Here is a 14,523-nt window from a genome sequence, read left to right as displayed (position 1 = left end):
ACGACAGTCCTTGATCACTTTTTGCTCATGCGGCCATTTATTTTTTGCAAAAATGGACGACAGTCCTTGATCACTTTTTGCTCATGCAGCTGTTTCTTTTTTGCAAAAATGGACGACAGTCCTTGATCACTTTTTGCTCATGCGGCCATTTATTTTTTGCAAAAATGGACGACAGTCCTTGATCACTTTTTGCTCATGCGGCCATTTATTTTTTGCAAAAATGGACGACAGTCCTTGATCACTTTTTGCTCATGCAGCTGTTTCTTTTTTGCAAAAATGGACGACAGTCCTTGATAATAGTTGGCAAACATAAGACAAGCAACAGAAAATCATATAACGAAGCTTAAATTAGTTCAATCACTGATTAGATATGAAATATGGAGCTATATGGAGAAAAACAGAGATCGGCCTTTTCTTAATGAAGGCCGATTTTTTGATTATTTCCCAAACCCGAAATCACTCCTGAAGACGGAATTTGCCCGAATATGAGGATCGGCTAAAAAAATGACTTCCCCGAAGGGTCATTATGTAAACTTACGAAAAGTAAGTGAGTGAAGTCGTGCTTTTTTGTTTGTCTGTTGTTGTACTAGAAGGTAAATGTAGATCCATTCGGAAGGTAAATAAGGCTGGAGAGAAAATATCTCCAACCTTATCCCAGGGCCCTTTTTTGGTCATACTTTTATTGATATGTTAATTATAACGTAACGTACTACTCTAATCGAATGATACATAATGATGCACCAACCGATCCCCCACCTAATAACACAACAGTCGCTAACAACCCAAAGATTTGAAGCGAGATTTGGTTTCCAGCTGATAAGGTGGTAATGAGTGAAACATTGTAGTTGGCAATTGATAAAGCTGGAGAAAGAATTGACCCCGGAATTGGTATGCCATTATTAATAACCCTTGTGCCGGCAAGCAGAGCCGCATTTGTATTCACTTGATAAGTGATAAAATAACGACCTGATACAGGTACAGTAAAGACCGTATTCCCCCCACTCACAGTAAATCCATCTAAGCTCTGATTATTTGGCAAAGAAACAGCCGTTCCACCTAATACGACAAGCACAGTACTCCCTGACGTATTAGAGGCATACATAGAATTAGTAGTTAAACTTGAACCTGTTGGTCCTGTTGAACCCGTTAATCCTGTCGGACCTGTTGGCCCTGTTGGACCCGTTAATCCTGTCGGACCTGTTGGCCCTGTTGGACCCGTTAATCCTATTGGACCCGTTAATCCTGTCGGACCTGTTGGCCCTGTTGGACCCGTTAATCCTGTTGGACCCGTTAATCCTGTTGAACCCGTTAATCCTGTCGGACCTGTTGGCCCTGTTGGACCCGTTAATCCTGTTGGACCCGTTAATCCTGTTGAACCCGTTAATCCTGTTGAACCCGTTAATCCTGTCGGACCTGTTGGTCCTGTTGAACCCGTTAATCCTGTTGAACCCGTTAATCCTGTTGAACCCGTTAATCCTGTTGGACCTGTTGGCCCCGTTAATCCTGTTGAACCCGTTAATCCTGTTGGACCCGTTAATCCTGTCGGACCTGTTGGACCCGTTAATCCTGTTGGACCCGTTAATCCTGTCGGACCCGTTAATCCTGTCGGACCTGTTGGTCCTGTTGAACCCGTTAATCCTGTTGGACCCGTTGATCCTGTTGGACCCGTTAATCCTGTCGGACCTGTTGAACCCGTTAATCCTGTTGAACCCGTTAATCCTGTTGAACCCGTTAATCCTGTTGGACCCGTTGATCCTGTCGGACCTGTTGGTCCTGTTGAACCCGTTAATCCTGTTGGACCCGTTAATCCTGTCGGACCTGTTGGCCCTGTTGGACCCGTTAATCCTGTCGGACCTGTTGGACCCGTTAATCCTGTCGGACCTGTTGGCCCTGTTGGACCCGTTAATCCTGTCGGACCTGTTGGTCCTGTTGAACCCGTTAATCCTGTTGAACCCGTTAATCCTGTTGAACCCGTTACGCCTGTCGGACCTGTTGGTCCTGTTGAACCTGTTCCACCTGTTGAACCCGTTGATCCTGTTGGACCTGTTGGTCCTGTTGAACCCGTTACGCCTGTTGGACCTTTATTACATCCACACATATTAAGTTGGGCGCACATTTCTGTCACTACTTTCAGCAAAAGTTTGTGGAATCAAAGATACAAACTGATTAATATTGATAATTTAATGAAAAAGAAACGGTTACATTTGAAGTTCCTGTTGCCCCTGCCCCAACAATACCTATTGAGTTGATATCATTCAAAGTGATTGATCTACTTTCTCCTGGTGCTACTGTAAATCCCGCTACTGCTGTTCCATTAACTGTAAGAGAAGCTGTGGGACCTACTCCTTCAATCCCGTTGTTTTCTACCATTATTGTTCCATTTATAACAAAAGAAGTTCCATCTTCCCAAACTGGTGTAGCTACACCTCCAGTATCCCCTAAATCAATCGTAAAACATACTGCATCGTTTACAAAGCCCGTTTGCTCGTTACTACATCCACCTAAAATCGCCATCTTAATCCTCCTCTTATTCATTTCTAAATATGTCTATGTTCTCGTTACCTACTTAGATTATACTAACGACTAGATTCGAAAACTTATTTTCTCTCTTTGTATCAGATTCAACTGTAGCTCTAGTAAAGCATGAACCTTATGTTTTGAATCATTTTTCATAATAGAATTGACATCTTTCACAGTAATCGCTCTACTTTCTCCCTTTTTCACACATAATGTATGCAATGACTTCTTCGTTTGAATATTGATTGATATCGGGGAGTCTTGCTCATCTTGATGGTGCAAAACGACAGTAGCTGTATTCATACTCCTTGTTCCATTTCTCCATAATTCAAGAGAACAGGAGGAAGTTGAAAACCAACAAAAAACAGGATACTTCTCTATGTGTTCCAAAATGAAATGATCAAAAACAGGCAGTTCAACCTCACTAATTCCACAAAACAATGAAACATCTACCAAAACACACGAGTTTGAACGATATAATCCCTTTTGACATAGATGAAAATTCTTGAAGCAAGGTACTAGTAACTCCAATAACACACAATTATTCTCCTCATTTAATGAAATCAAAGAGAAAAAGCATGTCTCAAATACTTTATTACCAGTGAAAACCCAAGAATAAAAGGGCTTACCATCCCCAGTAATGAAACAGAAAGGTGGACAAATTATATCTCCAGATATTTCATGTTGCATGTCTTTTAGTCTGTTTAACATAAGGTTTTTCACTTCAATCATTCCATTTCAAAGCATAAATGCAAAATCACAGGTTTAGTCGCTATTTATTCTATGTGGAACTGAATATTTTGTGCGAATGCCCTAATAGGGAAAATTAACAATTTATATTGACGGGGAGTCATTCCCGAAGGGGGAATTGCCTGGATAATGCCTGTTCTCATCTCAAAACAGAAAACACTTACTTTTCTTCTTATCAAACTGAAGAAGAGCTTCATAAGAGCATAGAAGATTAAAAATTAAACCAGTGTGCTCCGGTAGAATACCGTCACACACTGGCAGCTTAAGCTATTTATATTTGTCTACTTGACAGGGGTAAGACCAAGAGCTTGATGAGCCAGCAATCCGTAAGGCGGTTAAAAACCTTATATCAAGAAATGAACTTGAATGAGATAAGGTGCTGCATACAATGAAGTAGATAAAACTTTTTTCTTTGACGAATCTAAAGTTATCAATGCTGGATCTCCAAAGGATATCGCGGTAGAGATCAAAAATCATTTAGAGTCATTGGGCGGTAGCGATTCTGAAAAGATGTACCAAGATCAACTAGCTGCAAAACAAAAAGGCGAAGTGACAACTATGGTTGCGCCATTAGTGATATGGGCGGCCAAAGTATTGGCTGGCGCAGGTCTAGCATGGCTAGGTAAAAAGCTCTTAGATATGGGTGGCCACGAATTTTGTAAACGATACAAAAATGAAAACAAGACTACTAAGTATGTTTGTAAATTCCTCTAAGGAGGTGTGAATCTTGAAGAAAACAAATTGGTTTTCAACTGTGTTTATCACTGCTTTAATCTCGTTTGTGATTCAATCGGGATTAAGTAACTTCGGGGTTATCAACATGTCTAATGTTTGGGCCGACCTGTTCAGTTGGGTTGTTATATTCTTTGTCGTCTTCATTGGTGTTGAAGCATCTTTTAGAACGGTCCATAAAATGAGGCATCGAACTGAATAAAGACAAACAAAAAAAGCCCTACGGACAGGGCTTTTTCTTTATTCATTTTTCATCCATTTACCTGGATGCTTTGGGCATCCTTTTTTGCGTTTAATAAAGTACACTATTGCTGTGATGATGGCTACAGGTATCACAACAAAAATACCAGCACCGATAATCGTATTCCAAGGCATGTTTACTATCTTCTACCCAAAGTATCCGTCTTCTGCGGTTTGAAAATCATTCGAGGAATTTATCTGTACAGTAGTTGTGGTACCCATTAATAAGGCAAGGCTCAAGATTATTACTTTCAGTTGCTTCATTCAATTTCCTCCATCCATGACAATTTTTTGGCTTGTGATTCCAAACCTTCATCAAAGTATTTTGATGCCAGCTTGTGATTATCCTGCTTTTTATAAAATCTTGCTGCCATAATTGACAATTCGGAGGCATCTTTCCAAAGTTTTTGATTTTTCAGTACATTCAGAGCTGCATCTAGTTGGATTTCATCACCTATTACATAAATTGAATGTATGATGCTTAACTTAGCAATATACGCATTGTCAGCTAATTCATTCGCTAATATTAGTGATTCATTGTATGCATCCAGCCCTTCAGCTGTTTTATATAACTGGAAGAGTACACGCGCTAACATGTACTTTGTTCTCATATTCAGCGTAGTATGTGGTTTTTTTAATTCAATAGACAAGACATTCTGGAAAGAGTCTAAAGCTTGCTGAAGCATTCCTTGGCGCTCATAACATACCCCAATGTTGAAATACCCTAGCGCTTGTGGCAACTCAAGGTTAGAAGATGCTGCTAAATTGATAGCATCCTTAAAGGTGGATTTAGCTTGTTCAAATTGGTTTAAATCCATCTTATTTGATGCGATTACCATTAGAGTAATCGCTACCCGACTCTCTTGTAAATCTGCTGATTTAAAGCTTTCTAAAGCTTTTTTGGCATGGTTAATGGAGAAATGATTTTGTGCGATTTTGTAGTACGCAATCGCAAGCTGATAGTTAAATTCAGCACGTTCTAATTCGTCAGGAACATTTCTAAGGCGGGTCTCTGCGATATGATAATAGTTGATAGCGTCTGAAAATCGATTTTTATAGAACTCATACATGCCATTGAAGAAGAAATAATAATACTGAATCATGTCATCCGTTTTCTGCTTCTCTTCAATGTCTATTTGCTTCAATAAAGCTTTTGATCCCTCAAACTCCTGTACCATCATTTTGTATCTGGAATCAATCAAGTTAAAATATAATAAGACATTTTGGTCTTCTGCCATATTTTCGAAAGCTTGTACTATCTCGTTTCTCTTTTTTTCAGCTTTTAGGATATCTTGTTTTTTTATAAGTCCGTACCAATCACCGATCATCTTAGCAACAAGTGGGCTTGCTACTTTTTCTGCCAAACAAACCTCCCCCTATCATTTTACCCTTTTCTTTCATTATCGCAGATCAAATGACCTTTTTAAACAAATTATGTAAAAATAAGTAATACTACTTATCGCCATAGAGAAAGAGCTTTAAAACAGGAAATAATCCACCTGCAAAAAGTGCTACTTTCTTTTTTTCGATTTCCTTACTGGTTTTATCTACTTGATCCAAAATCTTTATGACTTGCTTGTAATAGCAACCTTTTTCCTCTTTTTCATTCTGCTGCTGTCTCACATGAAATGGCTGACAAAGTGATTACATCAGTGGTATACCAAAAAAATAAAGCTCATGTTCGGGAACACAAGCTTTGACTGTTTGTTATGCTTTTTTGTAGCGAATATACATATCTCGTATAATTTTAACCATTAAGGACGTACACATGCTTAAAAAAGTCACAATTCCTACCCAATACATATTTGACATGTCGAATCCGGTGTAGGCAAATATGAAAATGGTTGAGGTTATAAATGTGATAATTAGAACCACACGAATCTTCTTAAAGATTAAATAGCCAATAATCCCCCAAGCCAAATACAATAATGGTAATGTGAATAAGACAAGAGCCATAGGTTGAAGATAATGTAAGTTAATTTACTCCACTCTCCTCGTCAGTTATTTTACAACTTCCAAGCTCGTCATTTCCCAATCTCTATCAGATTTTAGAGATATCTCTTTAGAGTCTTTGCTTTCAATATTATATTCAATAATTCTGCCAATAACTCCATTCTTATCTCTATCAAACATTCTCACCAATGCATAAATCTTGCCGTCTAAAATCTTGACCTCTTCTAAACGTTCGTCATCTGATTTAAAATTAAGTGGAATTTTTTCAGATGATATCTCTTTAAGTTCTCTGTTGAATGTCTTGACTTCTCCTTCATAGGAGACTATCGTGACTTTATCCTTGTCTACATTAGTCTTGTAGATAGTGAATCCCTTATCCATTACTATTTCTCTTTTCTTATCGAGAGTTTTTTTGTCGAGTACAACCAACATCGATTTTTTCTTACTGTCAACGCCATCGTTTAAGGCAAGAATTAATTCTCCATTATTTAATGACTTCAAAGATTCATTATTATCAGGAAAGAATACTGAGTCTACGTCTAACTTTTTTCGTTTTTCTTTATGAGTTTTAGAGTCTATTGAAGACACTGTGACACTTTCATCATTACTAAGAATGGCATAGATTTTTTTGTCTTCAAATATAGCTGTTGTTAATTCTCCGTTTAATTCAAGTTGATTTTTATCGTTGGCATCTTCATTCCAGTATACTAATTCTCCTACCAATCCATTCTCTGTAAAGCCCACATTAATGTCGTGTAGAACATACCCATTAGAGTAGTTAATAAAAAATGCCCCCTCATCATCTGTAGACTTTGAAAGTGATTTTGTATTCAAAGGCTCTACCTTCCCAGTCTTCTTATTTAGAGATACATGATAATTAGACCTATTAGATGAAAAGTAGATATTATGATTGCTTTGAGTAGATGAGGTAAATCCCACGCAGTCTTTCATTGTTATACTCGACAATTTCTTTCCTTCATCGTTGTAGTTGGCCATCTCGCATCCTCTGTCCATTGCCTGCGAATGTATGATAGCAAATTTACTATCTTTCATATTGCTCAATTCTCCCTTAGGAGAGTCCCCCGCAGCCTCCTCTTTCTTTGAACATGCTGAACAAACAAGTGCTATGGCACAAGCTGACAAAAGTAACTTAAAGTATTTCATTCAATCATCCCCTTTCAATAGCAAAGCAATCGGGGAGATCCCCGACTGCTCATTTAATTACTTTTTATGATAAAAGACCTTCGTGTTGTTAGAGTTTACTAATTCCATTGGCGACACAACCGAATCAACTTTTAAATTGTCAATGTCGTGTCCTTGATTCTTCCAAGCTCTCCAAGCCAATTGAGAACAATAGAATTTCTTTGTAGTTTTCTTGTCAAAGAAGTTCAAATTGTATGGCTTCTTTTGGTCGGCTTGCTTTTCAGCATATTTAGCTGCATTTACATATTTGGTATTATTAGACTTCTTCACCCATAGTCCATAAACCTTCTTTCTAGAACCCCAATTATTATTATATCTTCTGACTCCATGTTGTTTAATAGGACTCCAATTTTTATGCCAAGCCTCTACGGTCTTAGCTGATTTTCTTGAGACAATTGCGGCGTGTCCGAAGCCAATTGCGGAGCTACCTGAATTCAAGTCATAGCTCACTAAAACATCGCCCTTAGTACCTAAATTCTTCTTGGCGTTGACGCTCATCTTACCTTTCTCTTCGTTGTACTTAGTTAAATACTCGTCAATCACACCATCTTTGATATATTGATCGATATCTTTCTGCGACTCTTCGAATTTAGCTTCTGCTTTTGCTTCCGTAGATACAGAGTCATACTCCTTCTTACTCATCTCGTAAAGCTCTTTAATCTGTTTAGAGGTCATTCCCTCTGCTTTCATTTCTTCTATTTCTTCTTTGGCTCTTTCATCGTTCATAGAAGGGAATACATCTTTCGCTTGCGCATTCCCCTCCAGTCCAAACCCAGTGAATAAAATGGATGCTGACAACAAGGATGTGACAATAACGTTTCGTTTTTTCATATTTTTACCTCCAATTCCTTTTTTAGCGTGGTCCACATTTACCATAATAATGGTTAATATGGATCATGTAAACATTACTAGAATTTTAAGGATATTTTAATATCTGATGAATTGACATGTTAAATTTGAGTGAATTTTTACATTAAAAAAGAGACTACTCGTAATAGTCTCCCTTTGAACATAAAGGACGCTTTTTCTTGTCTTGATACCGAAATGTATGAGAAATTAAACATATATCCATTAATCACTGTGATTTCATTGACGATTACATAATTAAAAAGTAAGAGGTGAATAATTATAACTTTACAAAAAATAACTTTTCTTAAAGATAAAGTGGCGTCCTATAATGAATATCCTTTTTGTGTTCCGGTAATAAAAAATTTAGATGAAATCAAAATCACAAACAATGTAACATTTTTTGTTGGTGAAAACGGATCAGGAAAGTCAACTTTACTAGAGTCTATTGCAGATAGTTGTGGTTTTAATATAAATGGTGGTGGCAGAAATAATTTGTATACTAATAATATAGATGAAACTACACTAGGTTCCTATTTGCGTTTATCTTGGCAACCTAAATTAACAAACGGTTTCTTTTTAAGAGCTGAATCTTTCTATAACTTCGCTGCATATTTAGATACTTTAAATCAAGAAAGCGGTGAAGATGTTTATGCTCCTTACGGAGGTACACCACTGCATAAGCAGTCTCATGGAGAATCCTTTTTATCTTTGTTTAATAATCGTTTTAACGGAAAAAGTGCTCTTTATTTACTTGATGAACCAGAATCTCCACTTTCTCCAGCAAGGCAGTTAGGATTATTGAAGATTATTCATGACCTTTCTACAAAGAGTAACTCTCAATTTATAATAGCTACCCACTCTCCAATTTTGTTAGGATATCCGGAAGCAACCATTTTAAATTTTGATGGAAAGAAAATAGAGGAAATACGCTATGAAATGACTGAGCATTATCAAATTACCAAATATTTTTTAGAAAACCGTACAGCTATGTTAGACCATTTGTTAAATGAAGATTGAATTTTTCAATTATTGCTTTAATTATTACCAGCCTTTTAAGAAATAAACCCCATTCTTACAATGAGAATGGGGTTTATTTCTATTATACTCGCACTGATGTTGCAGGCTGTTCATCCCTTTTATCTACTCGATCCAGCATCTTGATGACTCGCTTGTAATAGCGCCCCGTTTCTTCTAGCTCTTCTCTTGAAACGTCAATTACTAGGACGGGTTTCTTTTTGTCTTGAGATTCAACCAAGACAATGTCACCTTGTTGTATCTGTCCTCTTAGTCTTTTGGGAATATGCCACTTGAAAGGCCTTGGTTTAACCTTCAATTCACCGTTCCTTCTCCAACAATGGAACGCTGTAATTGTATTTTTTTCATTGGTCATGTACACACACTCCCTCTGCGCTTTTACTCTAAGGATAATAGAAGTTCACACGCGAAACAAACAAGAATTACACAAGTAGTTATAAATTTTAATTAATGTTACTATGTTACAAATGTTAGTCGACATTAAATGATTGCACAATTGAGCTTTAGGAGGGATTTTATTTGTTATTTGTGGGCATTGCGATTCTCATTGTGATCTGTATTTCAAGTTCCACGATCGAAAAGAGATTAAAAAACATTGAGAAACAAAACGATATCATCATAGAACTTTTAAAAAGCAAATGAGCAATAGAAAATATTCAAAATAAAAAAGCAGGCTAGCTCTCCCTGCTTCTTTTTCGTTCCTCATTTGCTTTAATTAACATTAAAGCGGATACCCCTAGAATGAGTAGTCCTATTTCATACAGATTGACTACTACCTCTACAAACAAATGATTCACCTCATTTCTCTTTCTTTGTGTTACCTGTTGTTGCACAGTCATATTCTACATACGCTTTGGCTTGATTCAAAGTTTCATAACCCTAATCAACAACAAACAGTACGGCAGTTCCATCTTCGTATTCACTTAGTTGATGAGATACCCAAGATCCCGCACCTCGATTATCTGATGGAGATATGTATTCTATATCGGCTCCTGCGCCGCCTTCTTCACACATAGCCATAGGATACTCATCTCGGTCATATCCTCTTTTTGTTGGTATGTTTTTCAGTGACTTTTCTCTATTTTCATCGGCACCTTCTCTATCAATCGTGCAGACGGCTGAAGCTCCCTTTTTTATAGCATTTTTTATGTGTCTTGCTGTTTCTGGATACTTATCAGCCGGAAACTTCAATTTCACATCATACTGACCATCACTTTTAGAAGGCGTTTTCTCTACCTGTTGTGAAATATTGTTTATGTCACTCCAAAACTGATCTTTAAATTCTTCGAGTCTATTCCACGCTGACGCTACAATAATAATCAAAATACCAACCAAAATAAATCGTGATTTCCAAGCCATATTTAAACCCTCCTTTGTTTAAAAGAACTTGCTTATTAGCGTTTCATCAATAAATTGATAGATACTTTGCCAATTAAGTGTAGTCACAGATACAGCAATCATAAATACAAGAAACAACAATATGTGTCCCAGGTCTATATCCTTTTCTTTTTCATTTCCTTTGCCTGTATCATTCATTTTTTGATCTCCTTATTCTTTGGCCAATGCTCCTGCCGACTGTCACAGCAGGAGCATTTTTCATTTCTTATGTGAAATACTTCCGCGATAACCTTTAATCGTGCCATTCTTATCAATCGTTAGAGGGTAGCTGCAGCAACCTATTCTTTTTAGGAAAATCCATTCTTCTAAATGTTTGCTGATCTCTTCAAATTTTGCATGATCCATATTTTGTGCAGCTTCATACATCATTTGAAGATACATACCTATTGTCGCTTCCACTCCTGGATTCAGAGTGATACCAATTCCTTCTGCGGTTTCCGTCTCTTCGTTTTGTATATCCAAGTGAAGTTTGATCATACCGTAAGTTTTACCGTCAATCTGAGTGATCTCTAACATCATAACCACCCCTTATCCTACCATAGCGGGAAATACTTGGATTAGACAAAACATAATACCGACTACAGCACCGATAGCCCAAACATTTCCGCCCTCTTTTTTTGAAACTACCGCATTACCCACGATTGTAAGATCAGGGCATTTTCTGACCTGTTTAATGACTTCAGCGCCGGATATTTTCAGGTAGTGAGAAATATCAATAATACTCATCGCCCCATACTTTGTAGCTTTTACAGTCTGACTAATCTGCACCTCTAAAGGTAACTTTTGCATGTTAATTTCCTCCCCAATTTTGATGGAATGTGTGTGATGACTTTATCTATTCTTTTTAATGACTTACGCGCTTCTATCCCTTGTTAAAGGTAGCCAGCTGCGCGCCTTTATTCTTCTAGTTTTGGATACGTGAAACTGCCTGCGCCTGTCCATATACCGTTAGCATCCCTAAATTTCCTGACTTCTGATTTAATCCATACTGGATCACCACTTACAAAATGATCCGGCTTTGGGATCTTGTACGATCCTTTACGCAGCCTTTTATTTAAAGTGCAAATATCAAGCTGTAAGATACGTGCTACATCGTGCATGTTGATATAAACAGGCTTATCTGCTGCCGATCCATAAAAGTCTTCTGTGTAGTAAATTTCTATGGACTGAAGCGCAATTTTTCTCCATGCATCATCTAAGCCGTCTAATAGCTTTAAATCAAACCCTTCCCCTTTTGTTCGGCCAAAGAATTCATATAGTTTTCGGAAGACCTTTTTTAGTTCGGGTTCATTGGGAGACTTCTCTAAATTCGCAAAATGGCTTTTAATAAACGTTTGAGCCTTATTCATTACCAATCACTCCTTATATGGTCAAGAGGGCTTTTAAGCCCTCTCATTATCTTTGAAAATTGATATACCCTGCTTCTCTTAATGAAAGATGTTTTTTATTATTCTCATCATCAACTGCAACAATCACATGATCCAGTACATCAATACCGAGTATGTTTCCAGCCTGCGCGATCCTTTCTGTAGCCTTTATGTCCTCTGGTGATGGTTCTACACTTCCAGACGGATGATTGTGGGCGATTATGACGGATCGGCCATTGGCTAACATTGTAGCTTGAAAGATTTCTCTCGGTTCTAAGATGGTGGAACCAATGTTACCGATAGTCACTTTATAAACAGCGAGTACGTTCAATTTTGTGTCAAGGATCAAGACTAATGCTATTTCTCTAGCTTCATCACCAATAAAATGATGGATGATATCGACCGCATGATAAGGTGATTTCACTTGGGTAAAAGGAGCTGACACCTTTGTTCTCACCTGTTTGATTGATCTGATTTCGAATACTTTTTCCATGTTAATTCTCCCCTCAATTAAGAATGTGTGTGGTCATCTATCTGATGACAATTTTATTATACCTTTATATTTTAAAAACGTCAACATAAAGGTATAATATTTTTAAAATTTTTTTGGCTTATATATCCAACTCATTATGCCACTCATATGGAAAACACGTTTCATTTTTATCGCCTTGATCATCAATCAAACGGACAATAATATCTGTTTTAAGGTGCTTTCTCATCTGATAAGCCTTATCAAACGGTTCATTAATGTCCTTTGGGAAAACAATTTCCTTCAAGTGTTTTCTGTCAGTTGTAAAAAGGTCTGCTACGACAATATTCATGAAACTTCCTCCCTTAGAAATGTGTGTGATCATCTTTCGATGATAATCGTATTATACCTTTAAGTTTTAAAAACGTCAACATTTGAGTATAAAAAATATGGCATGTTTTCCGCACGCCATATTTCACACACATTCCCTTTCGGGGAATAATTCAAATATAACAAAACAAAAGGAAATTTACAATTTTACACCCATATATTGACGTTTATAATACTTATGGGTATAATTAAGTTATCACTAGTTAGTGACACACACATTTCTTTAGAGGAGGAGTTTTATAATGATTTACAAGCCAAACTCTACAGTTGTTGTACATTGCTACCCTTCAGAAATAACTAATGATCCGTTTTCTTGTACTGAAGACATGGGGTGGATCGAAGTTAAAGCAAATTGGGCTGAAGAACAATGCCAAAAGCAGGGTTGGGAGTCTCTTGAACATTTCACACTAGAATATACACTCGATGACACCATTAATTGGCTGAGCCTTTCATTAGAGGGCAAAGCATTTGTAGCGTGCGGTCTGGGTGTAAAATCGAACTAAATAAACAATCTGCCTCTCCTATAAAAAATAAACCTTTATAGCGGGAGGCTCTAAAAATTTTATAAGCGCAACAAATAATGCTAAATTAGATACATCAGACCAAAAAATGGAGGAACGCTTTATGTTAGGCTTGTATGAAATCATTGAGAAAGGTATTTCTACAGAACAAAAAATCAAAGAAATTAAAGATTATTTTTCTGATCAAATTTTGACCTCTACTGAGGCAACGGAATACCTGGGCATTTCAAAAACCACTCTTAGCAAGTATATTGATCAAGAAATAATCAAACCATTTAAAGCTAAAGATAAAAAAGGGTATCTCTTCCTCAAAGATGAGCTAGCAGCATACAACAACTCAAAAGGCGTTCATAGACAAAGAAAACGGAAAAATTCCTCATCTAAAGACTTAAATGTGCTTTTTAGTCCACAAGGATTTATCTCCATACAAAAACACAATGGTGTCCAATATGTCTACTTACGGAAAAACCTTGATAAAGGCGCATCCTCTAAGCATATTTACGCTTTTGGTAGAATGCCAGACGCTTTAAATAAAATGAAATCATACCTGGAAGCACCAGAAGCCTTCCCAAAAGAACTAAAAGAACTCGGTTTCACAACCGACCATTTAGTTGAGTGGATTGAACAAGTTGAGGATCGTACAAAAACGCTTTAAAAGCCCGAATGAGGGCTTTTTTTCGTTATCGGTAGTTTTATACCAATTGGCACCAAAAAGCCTCATATACCCCATTTAAACGAATTTTAAAGACATATAAAAAAGAGCCGTTTATATCAGTAATAGATACGGCTCTTTTCATCTTATTTATTGAGAAGAATCATTATCAAGCGCTTGCTGTAATTCTTTAAGCAGCCTTATAGCCCCTGTTCTACTTAAAACGATGCCCCCAGACAAACGCATATTATTATCTGAAATGATTCCAGTCACTAAACAAACATTATTCCTCTTGATCTTCTTTAGAATAATCTTGTCATCTGCTTTTGAAATCTCCATTAAATCTTTATCAAAAATACCGAGATTTTTCCGCATCTCCTGCGGCAAAACAATTCGCCCTAATTGGTCTAATTTTCGTACAAGTCCTGTATTCTTCAAACCAATTAC

Annotated in this window: 21 protein-coding genes; 5 read left to right on the top strand and 16 right to left on the bottom strand. The window is 37.1% G+C overall.

The features are described from left to right. Positions 1-709: 709 nt before the first annotated feature. The 3 genes from FBF75_RS20060 to FBF75_RS19980 all read right to left on the bottom strand — a co-directional run bounded on the left by FBF75_RS20060 (position 710) and on the right by FBF75_RS19980 (position 3,207). On the bottom strand, positions 710-2,116 hold the full coding sequence (locus FBF75_RS20060; RefSeq protein ID WP_169476153.1) for a collagen-like protein: 1,407 nt from the start codon (positions 2,114-2,116) through the stop codon (positions 710-712). Between the two features lie 50 nt (positions 2,117-2,166). Beyond that, a complete protein-coding gene (locus FBF75_RS19380) occupies positions 2,167-2,514 on the bottom strand; it encodes a DUF3992 domain-containing protein (protein WP_136945106.1) in 348 nt (115 codons plus the stop codon). A 69-nt stretch (positions 2,515-2,583) separates the two neighbouring features. Next, the gene (locus FBF75_RS19980; RefSeq protein WP_268454086.1) at positions 2,584-3,207 is read right to left on the bottom strand and encodes a CotZ-related putative spore coat protein; all 624 of its coding nucleotides are present in this window, start codon (positions 3,205-3,207) and stop codon (positions 2,584-2,586) included. Between the two features lie 787 nt (positions 3,208-3,994). Between FBF75_RS19980 and FBF75_RS19370 the strand changes: the two genes are divergently transcribed. Next, positions 3,995-4,201 carry a hypothetical protein gene (locus FBF75_RS19370; RefSeq protein WP_136945104.1) on the top strand — a complete coding sequence of 69 codons (207 nt, stop codon included), beginning with the start codon at positions 3,995-3,997 and terminating at the stop codon, positions 4,199-4,201. Between the two features lie 38 nt (positions 4,202-4,239). On the opposite strand, the gene FBF75_RS19975 is transcribed toward FBF75_RS19370, so the two are convergent. The 4 genes from FBF75_RS19975 to FBF75_RS19350 all read right to left on the bottom strand — a co-directional run bounded on the left by FBF75_RS19975 (position 4,240) and on the right by FBF75_RS19350 (position 8,226). Next, the gene (locus FBF75_RS19975; protein ID WP_268454044.1) at positions 4,240-4,374 is read right to left on the bottom strand and encodes a hypothetical protein; all 135 of its coding nucleotides are present in this window, start codon (positions 4,372-4,374) and stop codon (positions 4,240-4,242) included. A gap of 125 nt (positions 4,375-4,499) precedes the next feature. After that, on the bottom strand, positions 4,500-5,603 hold the full coding sequence (locus tag FBF75_RS19750) for a response regulator aspartate phosphatase (protein WP_169476151.1): 1,104 nt from the start codon (positions 5,601-5,603) through the stop codon (positions 4,500-4,502). Positions 5,604-6,240: 637 nt separating this feature from the next. Then, a complete protein-coding gene (locus tag FBF75_RS19355) occupies positions 6,241-7,356 on the bottom strand; it encodes a hypothetical protein (RefSeq protein WP_136945103.1) in 1,116 nt (371 codons plus the stop codon). 57 nt (positions 7,357-7,413) lie between these two features. Further along, the gene (locus FBF75_RS19350) at positions 7,414-8,226 is read right to left on the bottom strand and encodes a YiiX/YebB-like N1pC/P60 family cysteine hydrolase (protein ID WP_136945102.1); all 813 of its coding nucleotides are present in this window, start codon (positions 8,224-8,226) and stop codon (positions 7,414-7,416) included. Positions 8,227-8,523: 297 nt separating this feature from the next. On the opposite strand from FBF75_RS19350, the gene FBF75_RS19345 reads away from it, so the two are divergent. After that, complete coding sequence (locus tag FBF75_RS19345; RefSeq protein WP_136945101.1) at positions 8,524-9,261, top strand: AAA family ATPase; 738 nt, start codon at positions 8,524-8,526, stop codon at positions 9,259-9,261. An 82-nt stretch (positions 9,262-9,343) separates the two neighbouring features. Here the strand turns inward: FBF75_RS19345 and FBF75_RS19340 are convergent, their stop codons facing one another. Beyond that, positions 9,344-9,634, bottom strand: a complete 291-nt coding sequence (locus tag FBF75_RS19340) for a DUF5839 family protein (RefSeq protein ID WP_034620732.1) — start codon at positions 9,632-9,634, stop codon at positions 9,344-9,346. A 164-nt stretch (positions 9,635-9,798) separates the two neighbouring features. On the opposite strand from FBF75_RS19340, the gene FBF75_RS19970 reads away from it, so the two are divergent. Next, on the top strand, positions 9,799-9,921 hold the full coding sequence (locus tag FBF75_RS19970; protein WP_260856998.1) for a hypothetical protein: 123 nt from the start codon (positions 9,799-9,801) through the stop codon (positions 9,919-9,921). 237 nt (positions 9,922-10,158) lie between these two features. On the opposite strand, the gene FBF75_RS19335 is transcribed toward FBF75_RS19970, so the two are convergent. The 7 genes from FBF75_RS19335 to FBF75_RS19310 all read right to left on the bottom strand — a co-directional run bounded on the left by FBF75_RS19335 (position 10,159) and on the right by FBF75_RS19310 (position 12,865). Next, complete coding sequence (locus tag FBF75_RS19335) at positions 10,159-10,638, bottom strand: NucA/NucB deoxyribonuclease domain-containing protein (RefSeq protein WP_240692418.1); 480 nt, start codon at positions 10,636-10,638, stop codon at positions 10,159-10,161. 18 nt (positions 10,639-10,656) lie between these two features. Further along, positions 10,657-10,815 (bottom strand): hypothetical protein, encoded by a 159-nt coding sequence (locus FBF75_RS19745; RefSeq protein ID WP_169476149.1) that lies wholly within the window; start codon positions 10,813-10,815, stop codon positions 10,657-10,659. Positions 10,816-10,875: 60 nt separating this feature from the next. Further along, positions 10,876-11,193, bottom strand: a complete 318-nt coding sequence (locus FBF75_RS19330) for a hypothetical protein (RefSeq protein ID WP_136945100.1) — start codon at positions 11,191-11,193, stop codon at positions 10,876-10,878. A gap of 12 nt (positions 11,194-11,205) precedes the next feature. Further along, positions 11,206-11,466 (bottom strand): hypothetical protein, encoded by a 261-nt coding sequence (locus FBF75_RS19325; protein ID WP_136945099.1) that lies wholly within the window; start codon positions 11,464-11,466, stop codon positions 11,206-11,208. Positions 11,467-11,573: 107 nt separating this feature from the next. Beyond that, positions 11,574-12,026 (bottom strand): hypothetical protein, encoded by a 453-nt coding sequence (locus tag FBF75_RS19320; protein ID WP_136945098.1) that lies wholly within the window; start codon positions 12,024-12,026, stop codon positions 11,574-11,576. Between the two features lie 46 nt (positions 12,027-12,072). Beyond that, on the bottom strand, positions 12,073-12,537 hold the full coding sequence (locus FBF75_RS19315) for a JAB domain-containing protein (RefSeq protein ID WP_136945097.1): 465 nt from the start codon (positions 12,535-12,537) through the stop codon (positions 12,073-12,075). A 118-nt stretch (positions 12,538-12,655) separates the two neighbouring features. Beyond that, entirely contained in the window at positions 12,656-12,865 is a 210-nt protein-coding gene (locus FBF75_RS19310; RefSeq protein ID WP_136945096.1) for a hypothetical protein, read from the bottom strand. Positions 12,866-13,145: 280 nt separating this feature from the next. On the opposite strand from FBF75_RS19310, the gene FBF75_RS19305 reads away from it, so the two are divergent. Both FBF75_RS19305 and FBF75_RS19300 read left to right on the top strand, forming a co-directional pair. Continuing rightward, entirely contained in the window at positions 13,146-13,406 is a 261-nt protein-coding gene (locus tag FBF75_RS19305; RefSeq protein WP_136945095.1) for a hypothetical protein, read from the top strand. A 121-nt stretch (positions 13,407-13,527) separates the two neighbouring features. Continuing rightward, positions 13,528-14,079, top strand: coding sequence for a helix-turn-helix domain-containing protein (locus FBF75_RS19300; RefSeq protein WP_169476147.1), 552 nt, complete (start codon positions 13,528-13,530; stop codon positions 14,077-14,079). 147 nt (positions 14,080-14,226) lie between these two features. Here the strand turns inward: FBF75_RS19300 and FBF75_RS19295 are convergent, their stop codons facing one another. Next, a complete protein-coding gene (locus FBF75_RS19295) occupies positions 14,227-14,514 on the bottom strand; it encodes an AbrB/MazE/SpoVT family DNA-binding domain-containing protein (RefSeq protein WP_073411997.1) in 288 nt (95 codons plus the stop codon). Positions 14,515-14,523 lie beyond the last annotated feature (9 nt).

The sequence above is a fragment of the Bacillus sp. S2(2019) genome, from assembly GCF_005144805.1.
GTDB classification, from domain to species: Bacteria; Bacillota; Bacilli; order Bacillales; family Bacillaceae; genus Bacillus; species Bacillus altitudinis.
This window is presented reverse-complemented; position numbering and strand designations above follow the sequence as displayed.

What these genes read in the sequence shown, in the direction of transcription:
- FBF75_RS19355 (WP_136945103.1), bottom strand. Translation starts at nt 7,356, where the DNA reads ATGAAATACTTTAAGTTACTTTTGTCAGCTTGTGCCATAGCACTTGTT.
- FBF75_RS19310 (WP_136945096.1), bottom strand. Translation starts at nt 12,865, where the DNA reads ATGAATATTGTCGTAGCAGACCTTTTTACAACTGACAGAAAACACTTG.
- FBF75_RS19300 (WP_169476147.1), top strand. Translation starts at nt 13,528, where the DNA reads ATGTTAGGCTTGTATGAAATCATTGAGAAAGGTATTTCTACAGAACAA.
- FBF75_RS19330 (WP_136945100.1), bottom strand. Translation starts at nt 11,193, where the DNA reads ATGTTAGAGATCACTCAGATTGACGGTAAAACTTACGGTATGATCAAA.
- FBF75_RS19315 (WP_136945097.1), bottom strand. Translation starts at nt 12,537, where the DNA reads ATGGAAAAAGTATTCGAAATCAGATCAATCAAACAGGTGAGAACAAAG.
- FBF75_RS19745 (WP_169476149.1), bottom strand. Translation starts at nt 10,815, where the DNA reads ATGAATGATACAGGCAAAGGAAATGAAAAAGAAAAGGATATAGACCTG.
- FBF75_RS19320 (WP_136945098.1), bottom strand. Translation starts at nt 12,026, where the DNA reads ATGAATAAGGCTCAAACGTTTATTAAAAGCCATTTTGCGAATTTAGAG.
- FBF75_RS20060 (WP_169476153.1), bottom strand. Translation starts at nt 2,116, where the DNA reads ATGTGCGCCCAACTTAATATGTGTGGATGTAATAAAGGTCCAACAGGC.
- FBF75_RS19305 (WP_136945095.1), top strand. Translation starts at nt 13,146, where the DNA reads ATGATTTACAAGCCAAACTCTACAGTTGTTGTACATTGCTACCCTTCA.
- FBF75_RS19325 (WP_136945099.1), bottom strand. Translation starts at nt 11,466, where the DNA reads ATGCAAAAGTTACCTTTAGAGGTGCAGATTAGTCAGACTGTAAAAGCT.
- FBF75_RS19350 (WP_136945102.1), bottom strand. Translation starts at nt 8,226, where the DNA reads ATGAAAAAACGAAACGTTATTGTCACATCCTTGTTGTCAGCATCCATT.
- FBF75_RS19335 (WP_240692418.1), bottom strand. Translation starts at nt 10,638, where the DNA reads ATGGCTTGGAAATCACGATTTATTTTGGTTGGTATTTTGATTATTATT.
- FBF75_RS19980 (WP_268454086.1), bottom strand. Translation starts at nt 3,207, where the DNA reads ATGCAACATGAAATATCTGGAGATATAATTTGTCCACCTTTCTGTTTC.
- FBF75_RS19380 (WP_136945106.1), bottom strand. Translation starts at nt 2,514, where the DNA reads ATGGCGATTTTAGGTGGATGTAGTAACGAGCAAACGGGCTTTGTAAAC.
- FBF75_RS19340 (WP_034620732.1), bottom strand. Translation starts at nt 9,634, where the DNA reads ATGACCAATGAAAAAAATACAATTACAGCGTTCCATTGTTGGAGAAGG.
- FBF75_RS19975 (WP_268454044.1), bottom strand. Translation starts at nt 4,374, where the DNA reads ATGCCTTGGAATACGATTATCGGTGCTGGTATTTTTGTTGTGATACCT.